The organism is Blastococcus sp. URHD0036 (assembly GCF_000701365.1).
In the GTDB taxonomy this organism is placed as follows: Bacteria; Actinomycetota; Actinomycetes; order Mycobacteriales; family Geodermatophilaceae; genus Trujillonella.
In genome coordinates this window covers 56,966-77,340 of sequence record NZ_JNIK01000011.1, presented here as the reverse complement: position 1 = coordinate 77,340, position 20,375 = coordinate 56,966, and the positions used below count along the sequence as shown (strand labels likewise).

17 protein-coding genes and 1 tRNA gene are annotated in these 20,375 nt (G+C 73.5%); 15 read left to right on the top strand and 3 right to left on the bottom strand.

What is annotated here, in order from left to right; genetic code table 11:
- The first annotated feature begins 1 nt into the window (after position 1).
- From N555_RS0107365 to N555_RS0107355, 3 genes are all read left to right on the top strand, one after another.
- Complete coding sequence (locus tag N555_RS0107365) at positions 2 to 1,264, top strand: hypothetical protein (protein WP_029430851.1); 1,263 nt, start codon at positions 2 to 4, stop codon at positions 1,262 to 1,264.
- Positions 1,261 to 2,508 (top strand): O-antigen ligase family protein, encoded by a 1,248-nt coding sequence (locus tag N555_RS0107360; protein ID WP_081866055.1) that lies wholly within the window; start codon positions 1,261 to 1,263, stop codon positions 2,506 to 2,508. The genes N555_RS0107365 and N555_RS0107360 overlap by 4 nt, the downstream gene beginning before the upstream one ends.
- Before the next feature lie 650 nt (positions 2,509 to 3,158).
- Positions 3,159 to 3,707, top strand: a complete 549-nt coding sequence (locus tag N555_RS0107355; protein WP_156036240.1) for a hypothetical protein — start codon at positions 3,159 to 3,161, stop codon at positions 3,705 to 3,707.
- Between the two features lie 369 nt (positions 3,708 to 4,076).
- Here N555_RS0107355 and N555_RS27830 read toward each other — a convergent pair whose 3' ends face one another.
- Positions 4,077 to 4,361, bottom strand: coding sequence for a hypothetical protein (locus N555_RS27830; protein WP_156036238.1), 285 nt, complete (start codon positions 4,359 to 4,361; stop codon positions 4,077 to 4,079).
- 688 nt (positions 4,362 to 5,049) lie between these two features.
- A complete protein-coding gene (locus tag N555_RS26705) occupies positions 5,050 to 6,267 on the bottom strand; it encodes a YveK family protein (protein ID WP_051683828.1) in 1,218 nt (405 codons plus the stop codon).
- A 344-nt stretch (positions 6,268 to 6,611) separates the two neighbouring features.
- Between N555_RS26705 and N555_RS0107340 the strand changes: the two genes are divergently transcribed.
- Entirely contained in the window at positions 6,612 to 7,070 is a 459-nt protein-coding gene (locus tag N555_RS0107340) for an FAD synthase family protein (protein ID WP_029430846.1), read from the top strand.
- 88 nt (positions 7,071 to 7,158) lie between these two features.
- On the opposite strand, the gene N555_RS0107335 is transcribed toward N555_RS0107340, so the two are convergent.
- Positions 7,159 to 8,601: an MFS transporter gene (locus N555_RS0107335; protein ID WP_197028927.1), complete on the bottom strand. Its 1,443-nt coding sequence runs from the start codon at positions 8,599 to 8,601 to the stop codon at positions 7,159 to 7,161.
- 81 nt (positions 8,602 to 8,682) lie between these two features.
- Here N555_RS0107335 and N555_RS27825 point away from each other — a divergent pair, with 81 nt between their 5' ends.
- From N555_RS27825 to N555_RS0107280, 11 genes are all read left to right on the top strand, one after another.
- Complete coding sequence (locus tag N555_RS27825; RefSeq protein WP_029430844.1) at positions 8,683 to 9,357, top strand: TetR/AcrR family transcriptional regulator; 675 nt, start codon at positions 8,683 to 8,685, stop codon at positions 9,355 to 9,357.
- A gap of 107 nt (positions 9,358 to 9,464) precedes the next feature.
- Positions 9,465 to 13,004 carry a transcription-repair coupling factor gene (gene mfd, locus N555_RS0107325; RefSeq protein WP_029430843.1) on the top strand — a complete coding sequence of 1,180 codons (3,540 nt, stop codon included), beginning with the start codon at positions 9,465 to 9,467 and terminating at the stop codon, positions 13,002 to 13,004.
- 90 nt (positions 13,005 to 13,094) lie between these two features.
- A complete protein-coding gene (locus N555_RS0107320) occupies positions 13,095 to 14,144 on the top strand; it encodes a peptidyl-prolyl cis-trans isomerase (protein ID WP_156036236.1) in 1,050 nt (349 codons plus the stop codon).
- A 5-nt stretch (positions 14,145 to 14,149) separates the two neighbouring features.
- Positions 14,150 to 15,067, top strand: a complete 918-nt coding sequence (locus tag N555_RS0107315; RefSeq protein WP_029430841.1) for a nucleoside triphosphate pyrophosphohydrolase — start codon at positions 14,150 to 14,152, stop codon at positions 15,065 to 15,067.
- Between the two features lie 53 nt (positions 15,068 to 15,120).
- Positions 15,121 to 16,404, top strand: a complete 1,284-nt coding sequence (gene eno / locus N555_RS0107310) for a phosphopyruvate hydratase (RefSeq protein ID WP_029430840.1) — start codon at positions 15,121 to 15,123, stop codon at positions 16,402 to 16,404.
- A 1-nt stretch (position 16,405) separates the two neighbouring features.
- A complete protein-coding gene (locus N555_RS0107305; protein WP_034509300.1) occupies positions 16,406 to 16,975 on the top strand; it encodes a septum formation initiator family protein in 570 nt (189 codons plus the stop codon).
- On the top strand, positions 16,972 to 17,523 hold the full coding sequence (locus N555_RS0107300; RefSeq protein ID WP_231502634.1) for a DUF501 domain-containing protein: 552 nt from the start codon (positions 16,972 to 16,974) through the stop codon (positions 17,521 to 17,523). Before N555_RS0107305 ends, N555_RS0107300 begins: the two co-directional genes overlap by 4 nt.
- Positions 17,520 to 18,476 carry a Ppx/GppA phosphatase family protein gene (locus tag N555_RS0107295; protein WP_029430837.1) on the top strand — a complete coding sequence of 319 codons (957 nt, stop codon included), beginning with the start codon at positions 17,520 to 17,522 and terminating at the stop codon, positions 18,474 to 18,476. Before N555_RS0107300 ends, N555_RS0107295 begins: the two co-directional genes overlap by 4 nt.
- A gap of 47 nt (positions 18,477 to 18,523) precedes the next feature.
- Positions 18,524 to 19,291, top strand: coding sequence for a uracil-DNA glycosylase (locus N555_RS0107290; protein ID WP_029430836.1), 768 nt, complete (start codon positions 18,524 to 18,526; stop codon positions 19,289 to 19,291).
- Positions 19,292 to 19,304: 13 nt separating this feature from the next.
- A tRNA-Leu gene (locus tag N555_RS0107285) sits at positions 19,305 to 19,378 on the top strand.
- Between the two features lie 112 nt (positions 19,379 to 19,490).
- Complete coding sequence (locus N555_RS0107280; protein ID WP_231502633.1) at positions 19,491 to 20,315, top strand: Bax inhibitor-1/YccA family protein; 825 nt, start codon at positions 19,491 to 19,493, stop codon at positions 20,313 to 20,315.
- Positions 20,316 to 20,375: the final 60 nt, after the last annotated feature.

The window sequence follows — 20,375 nt, the reverse complement described above, 5'->3', positions numbered from 1 at the left end:
GGTGCTCGCGACCCTCTCCGCCCTGCTCCGCAGGCGCGCCACCGCAGCCGTGCTCGGCCAGGCCACGATGGCGCTGGCCGGGCTGGTGCTGCAGGTCGCCGCCGCGCGGCTGCTCGGTGCGGGCGGGCTGGCCGTCTTCTCGCTCGTCTACGGCGCGCTCGTGCTGGTCACCGCCGTGTGCAGCGGGATGGTCGGCGACTCGCTCACCGTCCTGGACCGCCACGACCGCGGGGTCCGCGCCGGCCTGCACGTCTGGACGGCGCTGGTCTCCGCGGCCGCGGGCCTGGCCGGGGCCCTCGCCGCGCTGGTCACCGACGTCGTTCCCGTCTGGGCGGGGCTGCTGCTGGCCCCGGCCTGTGCCGCCTTCGTCGTCGAGGACACCCTGCGCCGGCTGCTCATGGCCACCGGCCGGTACGCAGCCCTCCCGGCCGTGGACGCCACCAGCCTCATCGGCGCGCTGGCGGCGCTCGCGCTGTGCGCCCTGGCCGGTCCGGTCACCCTCGGCTCCTTCGTCGTCGCGCTGCTGGCCGGGCAGGTGGCCGCCGCGGTCGTCGCGTGGGCGCTGCTGCCCGCCGGCGAGCGCCCGTCCGGCCCCTGGCGCCGGCCCGCCCTGCGCGCCGTCGCCGACTTCGGTGTGTGGCGCGCCGCCGCGCAGACCATCCGGCCCGGATCGCTGACCCTGCTGCGGCTGCTCGTCGTCGCGGCGGTCGGCGCGGCCGCCTACGGCCCGGTCGAGGCCGCCCGCGTCTACACCGCTCCCATGCTGACCCTGGTCGCCGGCATCGGGTCCTTCCTGCTGCCGCACTTCGTCACGCTGCGCGCCCGGCCGGTCGCCGACAGCCTGCGGGTCGCCGACCGCGCCGCGCTCGGGCTGGTCGGCGGCATCGCGACGATCGGCGCCGGAGGCCTGGTCCTGCTGCCGGTGCTCGGTCCGGCGCTCACCGGTGGCGACTACGACGTGCCGGTCGTGGGCGTGGTCGGCTGGACGCTCTACGCCGTCGCCGGCGCGACGCTCCTGCCCTACGCCTCGCTGGCCTCCGTCCACGGCCGGCAGCGCCGCGTCCTGGCGTTGCGGCTGCTCGAGGCCGGCTCGCTGGCCGCCGTGGCCGCGCTGGTGCTCCTCGCGCCCGGCCAGGCGGAGTGGTCGCCGGTGGCGCTCGCCCTCGGTCCGGTGCTCGCCGCCGTCGCCGTCCGCCAGTCCGTCGTCCTGCGCCTGACCGATCCGGCCCTGCGCGAGCCGATCCGGCAGGCGGTGCCGGCGTGAGCGCCGCCCGCCGCTCGGAGCGGATCCCGGTCCGGCTCCTCGTGTGCATGCTCCTGCTCGTGCTCACCACGGTGGGCTGGCGGCGCGGCACCTACTTCGAGGGTTCCCTGGACCCGGTCGTCGCGGCGAAGGGCGCGCTGAGCCTGGTCGCCCTGGTGGTGGCGTACGCGGGCACCCGCCGTCGGGACCTGCGGGTGGGCACCGGGACGTTGTGGGTGCTGGGCGCGCTGCTCACCGCGTCGGTGCTCGGCGCCCTGACCGACGGGCGACTGGTCGCGGGCGGGGTCGTCGCCGTCCGCGTGACGATCCTGGCTCTCACGGTCGTCCTGCTGCTGCGCTGCTACACCGCGCTGGAGTTCTTCGCCGCGCTGGCGCGGGCCTGTGCCGTGATCGGCGGTGTGGCGGCGGTCACCGGCCTGTCGACGCTGTCCAGCGGCCGGCTCGCCGGCGGTTTCCCGGAGGTCGACCCGAACACGCTCGCTCTGCTCTCCTGCCTGGTCGTGCTGTACGCCGGGTGGCGGATCACGATGGGGACGGCGGGCGCCGGCGCCGCCGCGGTCATCGTGGTGGCCCTCGGCGTCGTCTGGTTCACCGGCTCTCGCACCGCGCTGCTCATGCTGGTCCCCGCGCTGCTGATCATGGCGCTGCACATGCGCCGCGCCCGGGTCGGGCTGGTGGTCGGCGCGCTCCTGACCGGGGCCGCCGCGACCGTCGCCGTCTTCGGCACCGACGCGCTCGGGAGCTTCCTCGAGCGCGACGGCGAGGGCACGAGCACGGTGCAGTCCCGCTTCATCGCCTGGGACGCCGCGACCACGTGGGCCGACGACCGGTGGCAGCTCGCCTTCGGCGGGGGCCTGTCGGTCAAGATCATCCCGGTCAAGGGGCAGTACTGGACCGAGCAGCCGCTGGACAGCAGCTGGGTCTCCGTCCTCGTCCAGATCGGCCTCGTCGGCTGCCTCGTGGCCGGGCTGTGGGCGCTGTGGGCTCTCCGCGGGGCCTTCCAGGCGCCGCGCGCCCACCGGGCCCTGTTCCTCGGGCTGCTGGTGTTCGTCCTCGGGCGCAGCGTGCTGGAGAGCGGGCTGTTCGACGCGACGCCGGAGTTCCTCGCGTTCCTGGCCGTCTCGCTGCTGGTCGAGGGCGGCTCCCGTCGCCGTCTCACGGACGAACTGTCGGACGACGACGTTTCCGGCGGAGCTCCGGAGCGGCCGCGTGTCCTCGCGCCGTCGTCCTCAGTCGCCGGCTGAGGCGCGACGGTCACTACATCCATCCGGAAACGGGTGCAACATGGCTTGGGGCCGGCTCGTCGACGCGGTTCAGCATGCCGTCGAGCATGCGAGGTAGCGACATCTCGGCTGTGTGACGCAGGGACGCCGGTTCGAATCCCTCAGCGCTGAGTCGCCCTCAGGCCGCCCTCACGGTGCGCCGGCAGGTGTCCCAGAGCGGCCCACTAAGGAACGGTCGGCTGGCGCCTTCTTTGCCATGGCGGGGTCTGCGTCGCCGACTTGGAAGTCAAGTGCCACTGCCCTCGGCACGAGGGGCAGAGGTAGGCGCCTCTCGGCGCCTTCCGATCCCGTTCCCTACAACGCTCCTGTATCGCCTCGAGTGCCCGCACGGCAGCAGCTCGGGACGGATAGCACTTCTTGACGCAACCCGACATCGCGATGCATCTCTCGATGCAGGGGGCTCGGCCGGCTCACATCCGGCCCGACCCCGCGGCGCCGCGCCTGACAGCGGGCGGCCATGTCACTCCAAACGGAGCGCTTGGGGTTGAGAATAGCGATCGAGCCTCCGGCGCCCTGAGCGGCCCACTTAGGGCGACTTCGACCAGTAACCGCCCCAGACGACTGGCACGTCGAACGTAGGCTCGGCAATCCGCGTGCTCGGGAGGTGCAGCTTGGCGACCCTGACGGACCTGTTGTGGCCGACGTACGAGGTCGTTGCCGACGTGGCCCCTCGCCCCTGGAATGAGCTCGGAGGCGAGTTTCTCGAGGGGCACGAGCTTCTCGATGTTCGACTCGACCCTGGTCGCTCCACCGTCGGTGCCATGATCATCGATGGTCCGGACCTTCGTGTGGTCGTCGCGCGCCGTGTACGGGCGGTGAGCTGGGAGCTGGGCACGCATGACCTTCCCAGGCTCGGAGATCGGTTCGCTCGTGAAGTGGGAATCTCGGCATTGTCGACGACACCCGACGGGCTTCTACGTTGGGGACTGCGCGTCGAGCGGGGCAGCGATCTGATCGTTACGGCTTCCGAGTTCGCGTGTTATCAGGTCCACGTCGACGGCCTTCCGGACGCACCCCCGGACTACACCGAACTTGACGACGCAGCCATCTATCTCCAACGACCCGATTGGACTTCGCCCTTTCGGCTTCTCAGTTGGGCGCGTCGAACGGCCGATTTGGAAAGTCCCTCAGGTCGCCTTCCGGGCGTCGACGGCACGTAGCCCTGAGCGGCCCACTTAGGGACACCGGCGAACCTCTCAGGGCAGCCTCCGCTGCGTGGTCCCCGGTTGATCCACCGAGCGCCCGCGATCTTGTCGCTCTCGGGCCAAACGCTGAGCCTCAGACGTCGCGGTCCACGCGATGACGACCTCCTCAATGTCAGGCGCCGGCCCCTCGTCGTGAGTGACCTCAAGGTCGTACTGGACGAGGTAGTCGCCATGAGGACAGACCCCTCTACCGATATTGGGGAGTCGGGATGCTCCTCGGCGAGGATGGCCATCAGCTCACGAACCAGCATGTGGCGAGCTTTGCAGTACAGAGGGGACCTGCGTCATCAAGCCGTCCGCGCGCTCTGAGCGGCCCACTTGGGGTCACTCGCTAGTGACCGCAGCTTGCGCTTCCTGACGCTTCTTCAAGCGAGAAGCATCGACCGCCAGGACGGTCACGGCGCAGAGCCGTACCACAAGCCATAGCGCGAGGCCCCACAGTGGGGACCGCTTACGCAACACAACCGTGGGCAGAACTGCACCTGCGGAGGGCAGCCAGACTGCGCCGGAGAAGAGAAGCCGGGTGATCAAGCGGTCGTAACGCTCGTACCAGCTCTCGTGATCGGGGTCCGCACTGGTCGTGCCTTCCGCGATGAGCTGGCGCAGCATGGCCCCCGAGTAGGCGCGGCCCGCCAGGAACCAGAGCAGACTCCCCAGGGCCGCCCCTGTTTGGATTCCCCGCCGTCCACCCACGAATCGGACCAGCGGCACGGCGAGCTCTACGGGAGACGACCCTGCGAGCAGAACCAATCCCAGAAGTCCCTGGCCGAACCAGACGCGCTGATCCGGGGTGAGGTCTCCAAACAACTTTTCAATTGCGACAACAGGGTCCGACGGGATTGCCGTCTCACTTCGCCGTCTAACCACCGGAAACTCCCGCCTCGGAATGACCGCCCAGGCCCTCATGTTCCATGCTGGTCGAAGCCTCCGAGCCCCGCGCTGTCGCGGCTACCCTCGCCGGGCCCGGTGGGGTGTCCCATAGGCCGCCCTTAGGGACAGCTGGGCGCATGCGATAGGACTGCCCCGGCGCGTGCGGAGCGCGATGCCGACGCGGGTGCTGCTTCCCGTGGAGAGATCCGCCCTCCCCAGGCGACCCACCGACGGGGTCCCGACAGAGGCGCCGGCGGACCGTGGCGCGCCTCGCTCTCTCGATCCAGCCCACGGTGATCGCCGGGCCAACCCGGAGGGAGTCGTCTAACTCCCCGAGCCGCGGAACGGCTCGATCAACACGCGGAACGACGACGGGCCAGCCGGGACGTGTGTCCCGACCGGCCCGTTGCCGTCGTCGTTCTGTGGATCAGCCGCGGTCGGCTCCGTTCAGGACGGGCCGCTTGCCGGCCGCCGCGGCCGGCCCCGGCGTCCGCCGCGCGGGAGGGGCGGGAGGCTGCGAGCCTCGGGGCGCGTCGTCCGTACCGCGCTGGCGGTCCCGCCCGCGCGGGACGAGGGCGACGGCGAGCGGGGTGACGCCGGCCGACGCGAGGACGGTGCGCATCTCGCTGAGTTCCTGCTCGTCGACCCGGCCGTTGGCCACGACCAGCACGACGCCGTCGTAGCGCTCGGCCACGTCCTTCCACACGCGCAGCGGTGACAGCGGGTCGACGACGTCCAGGCGGACCCGAGCGCCGTCGTCCCCGGCTGTGCCGGGACGCGCCTCGGGCCCGGCGACGGTCGCGTCCACGCCGCGGCTGTGGAGCACGGCGGTGACCTGCTCGGCGAAGGCGCGCGTGGCGCGCTCCTCCGACGGGGAGGGCGAGAGGACGACGACGCGCACCGGCCGCTCCTCGGCGCGGAGCTCGAGCCGCCGGGCCAGCGTGCTGGCCGCCTGGCCGGTCAGGGCACTGCGCCGCGCGCGGCCGGAGGGCTGTACGAGGAACTCGGTGTCGCCGGGCTCCTCGCCCCAGGCGCGGCGGACGTCGTCCCCGGTGTGCAGCGTGGTGTCCATCCGGCTGCGCACCACCGCGCCGGCCAGGCCGAGGAACAGCCCGGCGATGACGCCGAGCGCAAGCACGTAGAGCAGGACGGGCGACGACGGCGACGTGGGAGCCACGGCGGGGTCGGCGACCGTGAGGTGCACCGGCTCGTCACCGGAGGACGGCGTCTCCAGGGTCTCGACGACGTCGGCGAAGTGGTCGGAGACGGCGTTGGCGATCGCGGCCGCCTCGACCGGGTCGGTTCCGCTGACGGTGACGTGCAGCTGCGTGGTGTCCGCCGGGTTGGTCGCGCTCACGCGGGTGCGGAGCTCGGCCAGCGACACGTCGAGGTCGAGCTCGTCCATGACCGGGGCCAGCACGGCCTCGCTCGTCACGATCTCCGGGTAGCTCTTCACGCGCTGCTGCACGAACGAGGCGCTGTTGGGGATCGACGGGGACACCGACACGAAGACGGTGGAGCTCGCCTCGTAGGTCTTCGGGGTCACCGCGAAGACCAGCAACCCGGCCAGCGCGCCGACCAGCGTCGCGCCCACCCAGATGGCCCAGTGCCGTCGCAGTGCGGCGAGGTAGTCCCTCAGTTCCATGCCGTCAACTCCCTGCCCGCGCACCTGCAGCGGGCGTCGACGGCCGGAAGGCCGGCCGACGCCCGTCCGGTGTGTCCCCAGTCGGAGCGCCGACGGTAACCCGCAGGTGAGGGCCCTGACCCCGTCCGACGGGTCGGCCTCACCCCTCGGAGGGGCCTGCCCGCAAGGGCGCCTCTCCGAACGGGTGAAGATGCCTGAAGAGATCACCGCGAGTGACGGGATTCGGTTAGTTTTCCGAGGTCATCGCACATCGAGCGCCATGAGTGTCGCTCCTCGATGACTCAGTGTGATCAGGCGTCGGCCCCGACTGGGGGCCGGGCGCCACGGGAGGATCGGGGGATCCCATGACGGTCATCGGCTATGCGCCTGGTGCCTACGACTTGTTCCACATCGGGCACCTGAACATCCTCAGGCACGCCGCGGACAACTGCGACCACCTGATCGCCGGCGTCGTCTCCGACGAGATGCTGCTGCAGACCAAGGGCCGCCTGCCGATGATCCCGCTCGCCGAGCGCCTGGAGATCGTCCGGTCGCTGCGCTTCGTGGACGACGTCCACGCCGAGGTCGTGCCGGACAAGATCGACACGTGGCGGCAGGTCCGCTTCGACGTCATCTTCAAGGGCGACGACTGGCGGGGGACGCCCAAGGGCGAGCGGCTGGAGCGGGACTTCGCCGCCGTGGGCGTCGAGGTGCGCTACTTCCCGTACACGATGCACACCTCGAGCACGGCTCTGCGCCGGGCCCTCGCCGCCATGGAGACCTCGGTCCCCGCGCCGCGGGCCGCTCACGCTCTCAGCTCCTGAGCCTCGGCGGACGCCGCCGCGCGCCCGCTGCCGACCGCCGGACCGGCGGAGGGCAGCGGGCGCACGGGCACGTCCGCCCGTCGGTCGGTCAGCCCGCCGGCACCGGGACCGGGGCCGCCGGGACGAGCAGTTCGTCGTCGGCCGCCGCGGGGGTGGCGGTGCGCAGCGCGAGGTAGGCGGCCAGCCCGCCGAGGGCGACCAGCGTGGCCGCACCGAGCAGCCCGAATCGGTAGCCGTCGAGGAAGGCGTCCACCGGTGCCGACCCGCCACGCAGGGACGCCGACTGGCGGCCGGTCAGTACCGCGCCGATGACGGTGATGCCGAGCAGTCCGGCCACCTCGCGGGAGGCGTTGAACAGGCCCGAGGCGATGCCCGCCTGCGAGGTCGGCATGACGGCGAGCACGGTCGCGGTCAGGGGGGTCACCAGGCCGCCGCCGATGCCGATGAGCACGAAGCTCGGCATCAGCTGCCAGTAGCCGGTGTCGGCCCCGAGCAGGCTCACCGACGCGATGCCCGCGGCCATCAGCACCATGGCGCCGCCCACCAGCCGCGCCGCGCCGACCGCCCGGGCGACCTGCTCGGAGACGACCGCGCCGGCCACCATGCACAGGGCCATGGGCAGGAAGGCCAGCCCGGCCTCGGTGGGGGAGAACCCGAGCACGTCCTGCAGGTACAGCGACGTGAAGAAGTAGATGCCGAACAGGCCGAAGGCCCACAGCATCATCGCGGCCAGACCGCCGGAGAAGGCGCGCTCGCGGAAGAGCGCGACGTCCACCATCGGTGCTGCGGACCGGCGCTCGGCCAGCAGGAACAGTGCACCGGCCACCGCGGCGAGCGCGAAGCCGCCGAGCACCGGGGACGACGTCCAACCGCGCTCGCCGCCCTCGATCAACGACCAGGTCAGACCGGTCAGCGCGGACGACGAGAGGACCAGGCCGGGGACGTCCAGGGGACGGCGGACCTCCTCGCGGGACTCGCGGATCGCCCAGGCGCCGAGGGCGAGGGTGGCCAGGCCGACCGGGACGTTGATGGTGAAGATCCAGCCCCACGACGCGTGCTGGGCCAGCAGGCCACCCAGCAGCGGACCGACGGCGAGGGCGAGCGCCCCGACGCCGGCCCACAGACCGACGGCCTGCGCGCGCTCGCGCGGGTCGCGGAAGGCATCGCTGATGATCGCCAGCGTCGTCGGCGTGACAAGAGCGGCTCCGAGGCCCTGGACGGCGCGGGCGGAGACGAGCACCTCGACCGACCCGGCGAGGCCCGCGACCAGCGAGGCGCCGACGAACACCCCGAGTCCGACCAGGAAGAGCCGGCGCCGGCCGAACGCGTCGGCCAGCCGGCCGCCGGCCAGCAGGAGCGCGGCGAAGACCAGCACGTAGCTGCTGACCACCCACTCGAGGCCGGACGTGGTCAGGCCGAGGTCGCGCTGGATGGCCGGCATCGCGACGTTGACGATGTTGTTGTCGAGGTAGGTCATGAAGGTCGCCAGGGACACGGCGAGCAGTGCCCAGGGGCGGCGGGTGGGGGTCACGGGAGGTCTCCTCTGCGCTGTACATGTACACCGTACGTGTACGTCGTACAGCCGACACCATACGGTGTACAGTTGTCAACCGTGACGGAGACGAAGGCAGCTGCCCGCACCTCGCTGACCCGTGAGCGGGTGGTGGACAAGGCGCTGGCCGTCGCCGACGCCGAGGGCATCGACGCGGTGACCATCCGCCGCCTGGCGACCGAACTCGGCGTCACGCCGATGGCGCTCTACTGGCACTTCAAGACCAAAGACGACCTGCTCGCCGGCGCGGCCGACCGGGTCCTCGACGACGTGGTCGTCCCGCCGCCGGGCGAGCTCTGGGCCGAGGACCTGCGCGCGGTGCTCACCACGCTGGTCGCCGCGATGCGCCCGCACCCGCAGGTGGCGCCGCTGGTGGCCACGCGGATGATGGCGCACCCCCTGGGGCTGGACCTGACCGAGCGGGCGCTGTCCCGGCTGGCCGCCGCCGGCTTCACCCCCGAGGCGGCCAGCGCGCTGGCCATGCAGGCGCTGCGCTCGGCGATCGCCATGGTCACCGGTGACCAGGTGGACGCCAGCGGTGTGGACGCCGAGACCCGCGCCGAGCACCTGCGGCACAAGCAGGCGCTGATCGCCTCGCTCTCCCCGGAGAAGTACCCGGCCCTGGTGTCACACGCCGTGGCGATGACCTACTGCGACGACGAGGAGTACTTCGGCCTCGGCATCGACCTGTTCGTCGCCGGCGTCCGCGGGCTGGCCCCGACCCCCGCGAGCTGATCCGGCCGACGGCAGTTGTCGGCAGCCGCGACTAACCTCGGGGACCGGCCCCTGCCGCACTGGGCGGCACCGTCGTGGGGCCGGCGATCCTCTGGGAGTTCGATCTCGTGTCCCTGCGCGGCGTGCTCGACGTCGTCCTCACCGACCCCGGGATGGCCCGTGTGGTGGCCGCGGCCGGATCGGCCGGGATGGCGGTCACCGCCCCGCCACCGGTGCAGCCGCTGGTCGCTGCGGCCCTGGCCGCGCCGGCACCGGGCGCGGGCGTGCCGGTCCTCGTCGTCACCGCGGGGGAGCGGGACGCCGACGCGACCGCCGACCTGCTGCGCTGCTTCCTCCCCGACCGCCGGGTCGAGGTCTTCCCCGCCTGGGAGACGCTGCCGCACGAGCGGCTCTCGCCGCGCGCGGACACCGTCGGCCGCCGCCTCGCCGTCCTCCGCGACCTGACCCACCCCGGCGACCGCCCGCCGGTCGACGTCATCGTCGCGCCGGTGCGCAGCGTGCTGCAGCCGATGGCGCCGGGGCTCGGCGACCTGACCCCGGTGGAGCTGCGCCCCGGCCAGGAGGCCGACCTCGACGACGTCGCCCGTGCGCTGGTCGACGCCGCCTACACCCGCGTCGAGCTGGTCGAGAAGCGCGGCGAGTTCGCCGTCCGCGGTGGTCTGCTCGACGTCTTCCCCCCGACCGAGCCGCACCCGGTGCGGGTGGAGTTCTGGGGCGACGAGGTCGACGAGCTGCGTTACTTCTCCGCCGCCGACCAGCGCTCGCTCGACGACCGACCCGAGCGCCTGTGGGCGCCGCCGTGCCGCGAGCTGCTGCTGACCGAGGAGGTCCGCGCCCGCGCCGCGCAGCTGGCCACCGAGCACCCCGCGCTGGCCGACGTCCTGGGCCGGATCGCCGAGGGCATCGCGGTCGAGGGCATGGAGTCGCTGACCCCGGCGCTGCTGGGGGACCGGTCGATGGAGCTGCTGACCGACCTGGTGTCGCGCGGCACGCACGTCCTGGTCTGCGACCCCGAGCGGGTCCGCAGCCGCGCCGCGGACCTCGTCCGCACCGCCGAGGAGTTCCTGGCGGCCAGCTGGACGACCGCCGCGGAGGCCGGCGAGGCCCCGCTGGACCTGGGCGCCTCGATCTTCCGCGACCTCGTCGACGTCGAGGCCGCCGCGCTCGCCCGTGGCCTGCCGTGGTGGACGACCGGGTCGTTCACGATCCAGGCCGAGGACGACGACACGCAGATCACCCTCGACGCCACGACCGTCGACCGGTTCGCCGGCGACGTGCCGAAGGCGATCGAGACGATCCGCGACTGGCACCGCGAGGGCTGGCGGGTGGTCGTCACCTTCGCCGGCCCTGGTCCTGCCCAGCGCGCCGCCGACCAGCTGGCCGAGGCCGAGCTGGGTGCCGCGCTGGTGCCCGGCATCGAGGCCGCGCCCGAGCCGCGGCTGACCACGGTCACCCAGGGCAACCTGGAGTCCGGCTTCGCCTTCCCGGGCGTCGGCCTGGCGCTGCTCACCGAGCACGACCTCACCGGGTCCCGTGGCACCACGATGCGCGACGCGGTGAAGATGCCGGCCCGGCGCCGCAACGCCGTCGACCTGGTGCAGCTGCAGCCCGGCGACCTCGTCGTCCACGAGCACCACGGCATCGGCCGGTACGTCGAGATGATCAGCCGCACCGTCAACGGCGGGCAGCGCGACTACCTGATCGTCGAGTACGCGCCGGGCAAGCGGAACCAGCCGCCGGACCGGCTGTTCGTGCCCACCGACTCCCTGGACCAGCTGACCCGCTACGTCGGTGGCGAGGCCCCGGCGCTGTCCAAGCTCGGCGGCGCCGACTGGCAGAAGACCAAGGGCCAGGCGCGCAAGGCGGTCAAGCAGATCGCCGCCGAGCTCATCCGGCTGTACTCCGCCCGGATGGCCACGAAGGGGCACGCGTTCGGCCCGGACACCGTGTGGCAGCGCGAGCTGGAGGACGCCTTCCCCTTCCAGGAGACGCCCGACCAGCTCGCCGCGATCGACGAGGTCAAGGGCGACATGCAGAACCCGGTCCCGATGGACCGGATCATCTGCGGCGACGTCGGCTACGGGAAGACCGAGATCGCGGTGCGGGCGGCGTTCAAGGCGGTGCAGGACGGCAAGCAGGTCGCCGTCCTGGTGCCGACGACGCTGTTGGCCAACCAGCACTTCAAGACCTTCTCCGAGCGGTTCGCCCAGTTCCCGGTGACGGTGAAGGTGCTGTCGCGGTTCCAGTCCGACGCCGAGAGCACCGAGATCCTGCGCGCGCTGGCCGCCGGCGAGGTCGACGTCCTGGTCGGCACCCACCGGCTGCTGCAGCCGACCACCCGGTTCAAGGACCTCGGGCTGGTGATCGTCGACGAGGAGCAGCGGTTCGGCGTCGAGCACAAGGAGTACCTGAAGACGATGCGGACGGCGGTGGACGTCCTCTCGATGTCGGCCACCCCGATCCCGCGCACGCTCGAGATGTCGCTGACCGGCATCCGGGAGATGTCGACGATCCTCACCCCGCCCGAGGAGCGGCACCCGGTGCTGACCTACGTCGGCGCGTGGGAGGACAAGCAGATGGCCGCGGCGATCCGCCGCGAGCTGCTGCGCGACGGCCAGGTCTTCGTGATCCACAACCGGGTGCAGTCGATCGACAAGGCCGCGGCCAAGATCCGCCACCTGGTGCCGGAGGCCCGCGTCGCCGTCGGCCACGGCCAGATGAAGGAGCACGAGCTCGAGCGGATCATGGTCGGCTTCTGGGAGAAGGAGTACGACGTCCTGGTCTCGACGACGATCGTCGAGTCGGGGCTGGACATCCCGAACGCCAACACGCTGATCGTCGACCGGGCCGACACCTTCGGCCTGTCGCAGCTGCACCAGATCCGCGGCCGGGTCGGCCGTGGGCGGGAGCGGGCCTACGCCTACTTCACCTACGACCCGACGCGGACGCTCACCGAGACCTCGGTCGACCGGCTGACCACGATCGCCAACAACACCGACCTCGGCGCCGGCATGGCGGTGGCGATGAAGGACCTGGAGATCCGCGGCTCGGGCAACCTGCTCGGCGGCGAGCAGTCCGGGCACATCGCCGGGGTCGGCTTCGACCTCTACGTCCGGCTGGTGGGGGAGGCGGTCGCGGACTACCGCGCCCAGGTCACCGGGGAGTCCCCGCCGGTCGAGCCCGCCGAGGTCCGGGTCGACCTGCCGGTCGACGCGCACCTGCCGCACGACTACGTCCCCGGCGAGCGGCTGCGGATGGAGGCCTACCGCAAGGTCGCCTCCGTGCAGGACGACGACCAGGCTCAGGCCGTGCTCGACGAGCTGACCGACCGCTACGGCGCCCCGCCGGCCCCGGTGCTCAACCTGCTGGCGGTCGCCCGGTTCCGGGTGGCGATGCGGGCCATGGGCATCACCGAGGTGTCGCTCACCGGGCGCGTCATCCGGATCGGCCCCGTGGACCTGCCCGAGTCCAAGCAGATGCGGCTGGCCCGGCTCGCGGAGGGCGCGACCTACAAGGCCGCGGCGTCGACGATCTCGCTCAAGGTCCCGGTCGGTCCCGACCGCCGGACCCCGCTGCGCGACGTCGCCCTGCTGGAGAACCTGCACGCGACGCTGCGCGCGGTGCTGGACCAGCCCGTCGCCGCCTGAGGTGGAGGAGATCCGTCGGCGTCACGCCGACGGATGTCCTCCACCTGCGAGGCGGGTCACACCGCGTGTGGGAGTCTCGCCGTCGTGCGCATGCGTCGACCCACCGCCGTCCTCGCCCTGGGCCTGATCGCCGGGGTCGCCCTCACCGGCTGCCGGACGTCACCCAACGTGGCCGCCTACGTCGGGGACGACACGGTGACCGTCGACGAGCTGGACGAGGCGGTCGCCGCCCACCTGGCCGACCCCGACATCACCCCCGGCGAGGGCGCGGACTACACGCGGACGATCCTCACCGAGCTGGTCCGCGCGGAGGTCTTCGCCTCCGCTGCCGAGCACTTCGGCATCGACCCGGACCCCGGTGGCGTGGAGGACCTGCTCGTCCAGCTGCTGGGCGGCTCGGACCCCGAGGAGTACTTCGCCCAGGCCGCGGCGCAGGGCTACACCCGGGACGACGCCCTCGCGCGGGTCCGGCAGGTCGCGCTGCTGCAGCAGATCGCCGTCGCCGGTGGGCAGGCCGAGGAGCCCACCGAGGCGTCGCTGCGCGCCTCCTACGAGCAGCAGCTGGCCCAGCAGCCGGCGCAGATCGACCTCGGGTACGTCAACGTCCCGGACCAGGCGGCGGCCGACGCGGCGGTGGCCGCCCTGCAGGCCGACCCGGGGAGCTACGCCGCCGTGGCCGGCCAGTACCCGGGTCAGGCGACGCTCCCGGCACCGCAGACCGCCGCCGTCGACGACCTGGCCGGCCAGCTGCCGGCCGACCTGGCCGCCCAGGTGGCCGCCGCGCCGGTGGGCAGCGTGTTCTCCACCGCCGTCCCGGAGCTGACCGGGGTCCTCGTCGTCGTGGTGTCGCCGCCCACCGTGCCGACCTTCGAGCAGGTCCGCCCGCAGCTGGAGGCCGCGGCCACGAACGACGCCGCGACGGCCGGCGCCGCGATCCTCTCCGACTACGAGGCCGAGCTCGACGTCGACGTGAACCCCCGCTACGGCTCGTTCGACGACGGCAGCGTCGTCCCGGCCGACGGCAGTGCGGTCGAGCTGCTCGGCGTGGCTCCCGACGGGAACTCCGCCGCCCCCGACTCCGGTGATCCCGAGTCCCGCGAACCCGGCTCCGTCGACCCGGCCACCGGTTCCGGGAACTGACGCCTGTGCCGGTCGCGCTCGTCGTCACCACCAGCCCCCGCCTGCCCGGCCTCCTCGGGCCCGCCGGGTGGCGGGCGATCTCCGGCGACCGCCCGCTGGCCGCCCTGCCCGGGGCCGCCGCCACCGCGGCGGCGCTGCGGGCCGAGGGCCTCGACGTGACCGACGTCGCGGACCTCGCCGCCGCGGCCGTCCTGCCCGGCGACGTGGTCTGCCTGGTCCCCGCGGGGGAGCCGGTCGGCGACCTCCCGGTCGTCGCGGGCGCCCCGGAACCGGCCGGCGCGCGGCTGCTCGACGTCGTCACGGTCATGGACCGGCTGCGCTCGCCGGGTGGCTGCCCGTGGGACGCCGAGCAGACCCACGCCTCCCTCCGCGGCTACCTGCTGGAGGAGGCGCACGAGGCCTACGACGCGATCGTCGACGACGACGCCGCGGCCATGCGCGAGGAGCTCGGCGACGTGCTGCTGCAGGTGGTCTTCCACGCCCGGGTGGCCGCCGAGGCCGGGCCGGAACGCCGGTTCGACGTCGACGACGTGGCCGGCGACCTGGTCGACAAGCTGGTCCGCCGGCACCCGCACGTGTTCGGCGACGCCGGGCCGCGCGATGTCGAGCAGGTCGAGGCGGGCTGGGACGAGATCAAGAAGGCGGAGAAGCAGCGCCGCTCGCCGACCGAGGGCGTCTCCCGCTCCCAGCCGGCCGCGTCCTGGGGGGCCGCACTCGTCCGCCGGGCCGGACGCGCGGGGCTGTCGACGCCCGCGCCCGCGGAGCTGACGACGACGAGCCCCGAGGAGCTGGGGGAGCGGCTGCTGGCCGTCGTCGCTGCCGCGACCGCCCGGGGCTGGGACGTGGAGGACGCGCTGCGCGAGGCGGTCCGCCGCTACGCCGGCGAGCTCGACGCCGAGGCCGACGCCCGCGCCCCGGACTGAGCTCCCGGCGAGGGGGGCGACCGGCGCTCGGACGGCTCGTTACGCTGCCCCCCGTGGCCAGCATCGACGCAGTAGGCGCGCGCGAGATCCTCGACTCCCGCGGAAACCCGACGGTGGAGGTCGAGGTCGCCCTCGACGACGGGACCATCGCCCGCGCGGCGGTGCCCAGCGGCGCCTCCACGGGCGCCTTCGAGGCGGTGGAGCTGCGCGACGGCGGCGAGCGCTACGGCGGCAAGGGCGTCACCCAGGCCGTCGACGGCGTCCTCGACGTCATCGGCCCGGAGCTCGTCGGCTTCGAGGCCAGCGAGCAGCGGCTGGTCGACCAGCGGCTGATCGACCTCGACGGCACGCCGGACAAGTCCCGCCTGGGCGCGAACGCGATCCTCGGCGTCAGCCTGGCCGTGGCGCGCGCGGCGGCGGACTCGGCGAGCCTGCCGCTGTTCCGCTACGTCGGCGGCCCCTCGGCGCACCTGCTCCCGGTGCCGATGATGAACATCCTCAACGGTGGCGCCCACGCCGACAGCAACGTCGACGTGCAGGAGTTCATGATCGCCCCGATCGGCGCCGCGACCTTCGCCGAGGCGCTGGCCGTGGGCACCGAGACCTACCACGCGCTCAAGGCCGTGCTGAAGGGCCGCGGACTCTCGACCGGTCTCGGTGACGAGGGCGGCTTCGCCCCGGACCTGCCCAGCAACCGCGACGCGCTCGACCTGATCGCCGAGGCGGTGGAGAAGGCCGGCTACACGGTCGGCACCGACATCGCCTTCGCGCTCGACGTCGCCGCCACCGAGTTCCACAGCGGCGACGGGTACGCGTTCGAGGGCAAGACCCTCACCGCCGGCGACCTCACCGACTACTACGCCGACCTCGTGGCGAACTACCCGATCGTCTCGATCGAGGACCCGCTCTCCGAGGAGGACTGGGACGGCTGGGTCGCGCTCACCGCCGCCCTGGGCAACCGGGTGCAGATCGTGGGCGACGACCTGTTCGTCACCAACCCCACCCGGCTCCAGGACGGCATCGACCGCGGCGCCGCCAACGCCCTGCTGGTCAAGGTCAACCAGATCGGCACGCTCACCGAGACGCTGGACGCGGTGAACCTGGCGCACCGCAACGGCTACCGCTGCATGATGAGCCACCGCTCCGGCGAGACCGAGGACACCACGATCGCCGACCTCGCCGTCGCCACCGACTGCGGGCAGATCAAGACCGGCGCCCCGGCCCGCAGCGAGCGCGTGGCCAAGTACAACCAGCTGCTGCGCATCGAGGAGGAGCTCGACGACGCGGCCCGCTACGCCGGCGCGGCGGCCTTCCCGCGGCTGGCCGCGCGCGGCTGACGTGGCCGGTCTCGGGGACCGGCGCGGGCCCCGGCGGGGCCCCCGGCGGGCGAGTACCGGGCGGCCGCTGGCGCACGCCGCCTCCCGCCCGCTGCCCACCGGGCGGGTTCCCGGTGCCGGCAGCCGGCCCGAGGCGCGCCGTACCGGCCGCCGGATCCGGACGGCGTCGGCGCCGGTCCGGCCGCGCCACCAGCTGTTCACCGGCCGCGGGGTCCTCCTCGTCGGGCTGGTGCTGCTGCTGGCGCTGACGCTGGCCGGACCCGTCCAGCAGTACCTGGCCGGCCGCGCGGACATCGCCCGCCTCGCCGCCGAGGGCGCCGAGCTGGACCAGCGCATCGCCGAGCAGGAGGCCCGCCTCGCCGAGCTGCGCGACCCCGCGGTGCTCGCCCGGGAGGCCAGGGAGCGGTTCTTCTACGTGGCCGAGGGCGACCGGCTCATCCGGGTCGTCGACGGGGCCGAGGCCGACGGAGACGCCGGCACCGTCCCCGAGGCGGCCGCCCCGCGCCCGCAGACCTGGTACGACGCCCTGATGGGCTCGCTCGGCACCGCCGACGACCTGGGGCAGCCGTGACGGACCTCGTCCCCGCCGGCGGCCCCGTGCGGGAGCCGGTCACCGAGGAGGACCGGGACGTCGTCGCCCGGCAGCTCGGCCGCCCCCCGCGTGCCCTGGCCGCGGTCGCGCACCGGTGCCCGTGCGGCCAGCCCGACGTCGTCGAGACCGCGCCTCGGCTGGAGGACGGCACGCCGTTCCCGACGCTCTACTACCTGACCTGCCCCCGGGCGTCGGCCGCCGCGAGCCGGCTGGAGTCGGCCGGCCGGATGCGGGAGTGGCAGGACGAGCTGGCCTCGGACCCGGAGCTCGCCGCCGGCTACCGCGCCGCCCACGAGGCCTACCTGGCGACCCGTGACGCCGCCGCCCGCCCCGGTGAGGCGGTGCTGGAGACCCGCACCACCGCCGGCGGGATGCCCGACCGGGTCAAGTGCCTGCACGCGCTGGCCGGGCACAGCCTGGCCGCGGGACCGGGGGTCAACCCGATCGGCGACCGCGCCGTGGCCGAGATGGGGGAGTGGTGGGCGAAGGGGCCCTGCGCACGCACGGATCGCGAGGACGACGCATGACCCGGGTGGCGGCGATCGACTGCGGCACCAACTCGATCCGCCTGCTCGTCGCGGACGTGCCCGACCAGGGCGCGCACACCGATCTGCTGCGGCGGATGGAGGTGGTCCGCCTCGGGGAGGGCGTCGACGCCACCGGCCGGCTGTCGGAGGCCGCCATCGAGCGCACCCGCCGCGTGCTGGCCGAGTACGCCGCGCAGGCCCGCGAGCTCGGCGCGACCGCGGTGCGGATGGTGGCCACCAGCGCCAGCCGGGACGCGGCGAACCGCGCCGACTTCGAGCAGATGGTCCTGACGACGCTGGGCCGGCTGCCCGACGTCGTCCCCGGCTCCGAGGAGGCCGAGCTGTCGTTCCTCGGCGCGACCGCCTCGCTGGACGCCGCGGTCGCCGCGCACGGCGGGACGGCCCCCGAGGTGCCCTACCTGGTGGTCGATATCGGCGGCGGGTCCACCGAGTTCGTGCTGGGCGACGGCACGGGCGTGCGGGCGGCCCGATCGGTCGACATCGGGTGCGTCCGGCTCACCGAGCGGCACCTGCACGGCGACCCGCCGGACTCCGACGAGATCCAGCGGACCGAGGCCGACGTCCGTGCCGCACTCACCGAGGTGCTGGCTGCCGTACCGGTCGGCGAAGCGGCGACGCTCGTGGGCCTGGCGGGGTCGGTGACCACGGTGGCCGCGCTCGCGCTGGGTCTGCCCGAGTACGACGACACCGCCATCCACGGCTCGCGGATCCCGGTCGCCGCCGTCCGGTCGGTCACCGCCGGGCTGCTCACCGCCACCCGGGCGCGGCGGGCGGCGATGCCGGTCATGCACCCCGGGCGGGTCGACGTCATCGGCGGCGGCTCGCTGATCCTGCGGGTGATCATGGACGCGTTCGCGCTGGACTCCGTCGTCGTCAGCGAGCACGACATCCTCGACGGCATCGCCCTCCGGCTCGCCCGGGGTCAGGCATAGGAAGCAATACGCACGTCCTCGGGCCGGGGACGTGGGGAAAGGATCCAATGCCTCGAGATGTCGGCGCCGGCGGGTTCCCGGTGACCCGCACCCCGGCCGGCGTGGCCCGCTCGGCCGGGGCGACGCGCGACGTCGCCGTCCTCGATGCGCGGATCTCCGGCTGCTATGCCTGCCCGCGGCTGGTCGCCTGGCGGGAGGAGGTGGCCCGCGTCAAGCGGGCCTCCTTCCGCGAGGAGGACTACTGGGGCCGCCCGGTGCCCGGCCTGGGCCCGGACGACGCCCGGATCGCCGTGGTGGGCCTGGCCCCCGCGGCGCACGGCGGCAACCGCACCGGCCGGGTGTTCACCGGCGACCGCAGCGGCGACTGGATCTTCGCGGCACTCTGGCGGGCCGGCCTGGCCAACCAGCCGAACTCCACCCACATCGGGGACGGCCTGGAGCTGACCGACGTCCGGGTCGCCGCCGCCGTCCGCTGCGCGCCCCCGGCCAACGCCCCCACCCCCGAGGAGCGCGACACCTGCTCGCCGTGGCTGGCCCGCGAGCTGGCGCTGCTGCCACGGCTGCGGGTGGTCGTCGTGCTCGGCGGCTTCGGCTGGACGGCGTTGTGGCCGGTGCTCGCCGGCGCCGGGTACGCGCTGCCCCGCCCGCGGCCGGCCTTCGGGCACGGCGTGGAGGTGACCCTCGACGGACCGCGCGGCCCGCTGACCCTGCTGGGCAGTTACCACGTCAGCCAGCAGAACACCTTCACCGGCCGGCTCACCGAGCCGATGCTCGATGCGGTGCTGACCCGGGCCACGGAGCTCGCCGGCCGCTAGCGTTACGTCTTCGGCCCCCGTAGCCCAACCGGCAGAGGCAGGCCCCTTAAAAGGGTCAGAGTGTGGGTTCGAATCCCACCGGGGGCACCCGCGCGAGGGACCCCCGCTGACTCAGGAACGCGGCGGGCACCTGCGGCGTTGGACAGACCGAGTGGGGTGCAGGACCGTCGACCCCACGACCGCCAGTCACCTCGAGGAGATGACGATGCAGAGCCACAACCCCGCCTTCGGTCGGGGCTTCGCCAACGCCACCAACGGCGCGGCCGGCCAGCAGTACGGCCAGTGGGGAGCACCCCAGCCGTACGGTGCGCCGACGCAGGACCCGTACGCCGCCCCGTCGCCGTACGCGCGCACCACCACCCGCTACATGACGATGGACGACGTCGTCCAGAAGACGGGTCTGTCCTTCCTCGTCACCGTCGTCTCGGCCGGCCTCACCTGGGCGCTCCTGCCGCAGGACCTCGCCCTCGGGCTGGCCCTGCCGTCGGTGCTCGTCGCCTTCGTGCTGGGCCTGGTGATCGCCTTCAAGCAGATCGCCAACCCGGTCGCGACGCTGGCCTACGGCGCGCTCTACGGCGTCGCCCTCGGCGCGATCAGCGAGGTCTTCAACGAGCGCTGGCCCGGCATCGTCGGGCAGGCGCTGATCGGCACGTTCGGTGTGTTCGCCGGCATGCTCGTGGTCTACAAGACCGGCGCGATCCGGGTCACCCCCAAGCTGACCCGCTGGATCGTCGGCGCGATGTTCGGGGTCCTGGCCCTGATCCTGGTCAACCTCGTCGCCAGCCTGTTCGTCGGCGGCGACGCCCTCGGCCTGCGTGACGGTGGGCCGGTCGCGATCCTGTTCAGCCTCGTCGTCATCGGCGTCGCGGCGTTCTCGCTGCTGCTGGACTTCGACATGGCCGACGAGGCCATCCGTCGTGGCGCGCCCGCGAAGTTCGCCTGGTACATCGCCTTCGGCCTGCTGGTCACGGTCATCTGGCTGTACCTGGAGATCCTGCGTCTGCTGTCGTACTTCCAGGAGTGACGCACCCCGCCTGAACATGACAGTGGCCCGGCCCCCTCGCGGGGACCGGGCCACTGTCAT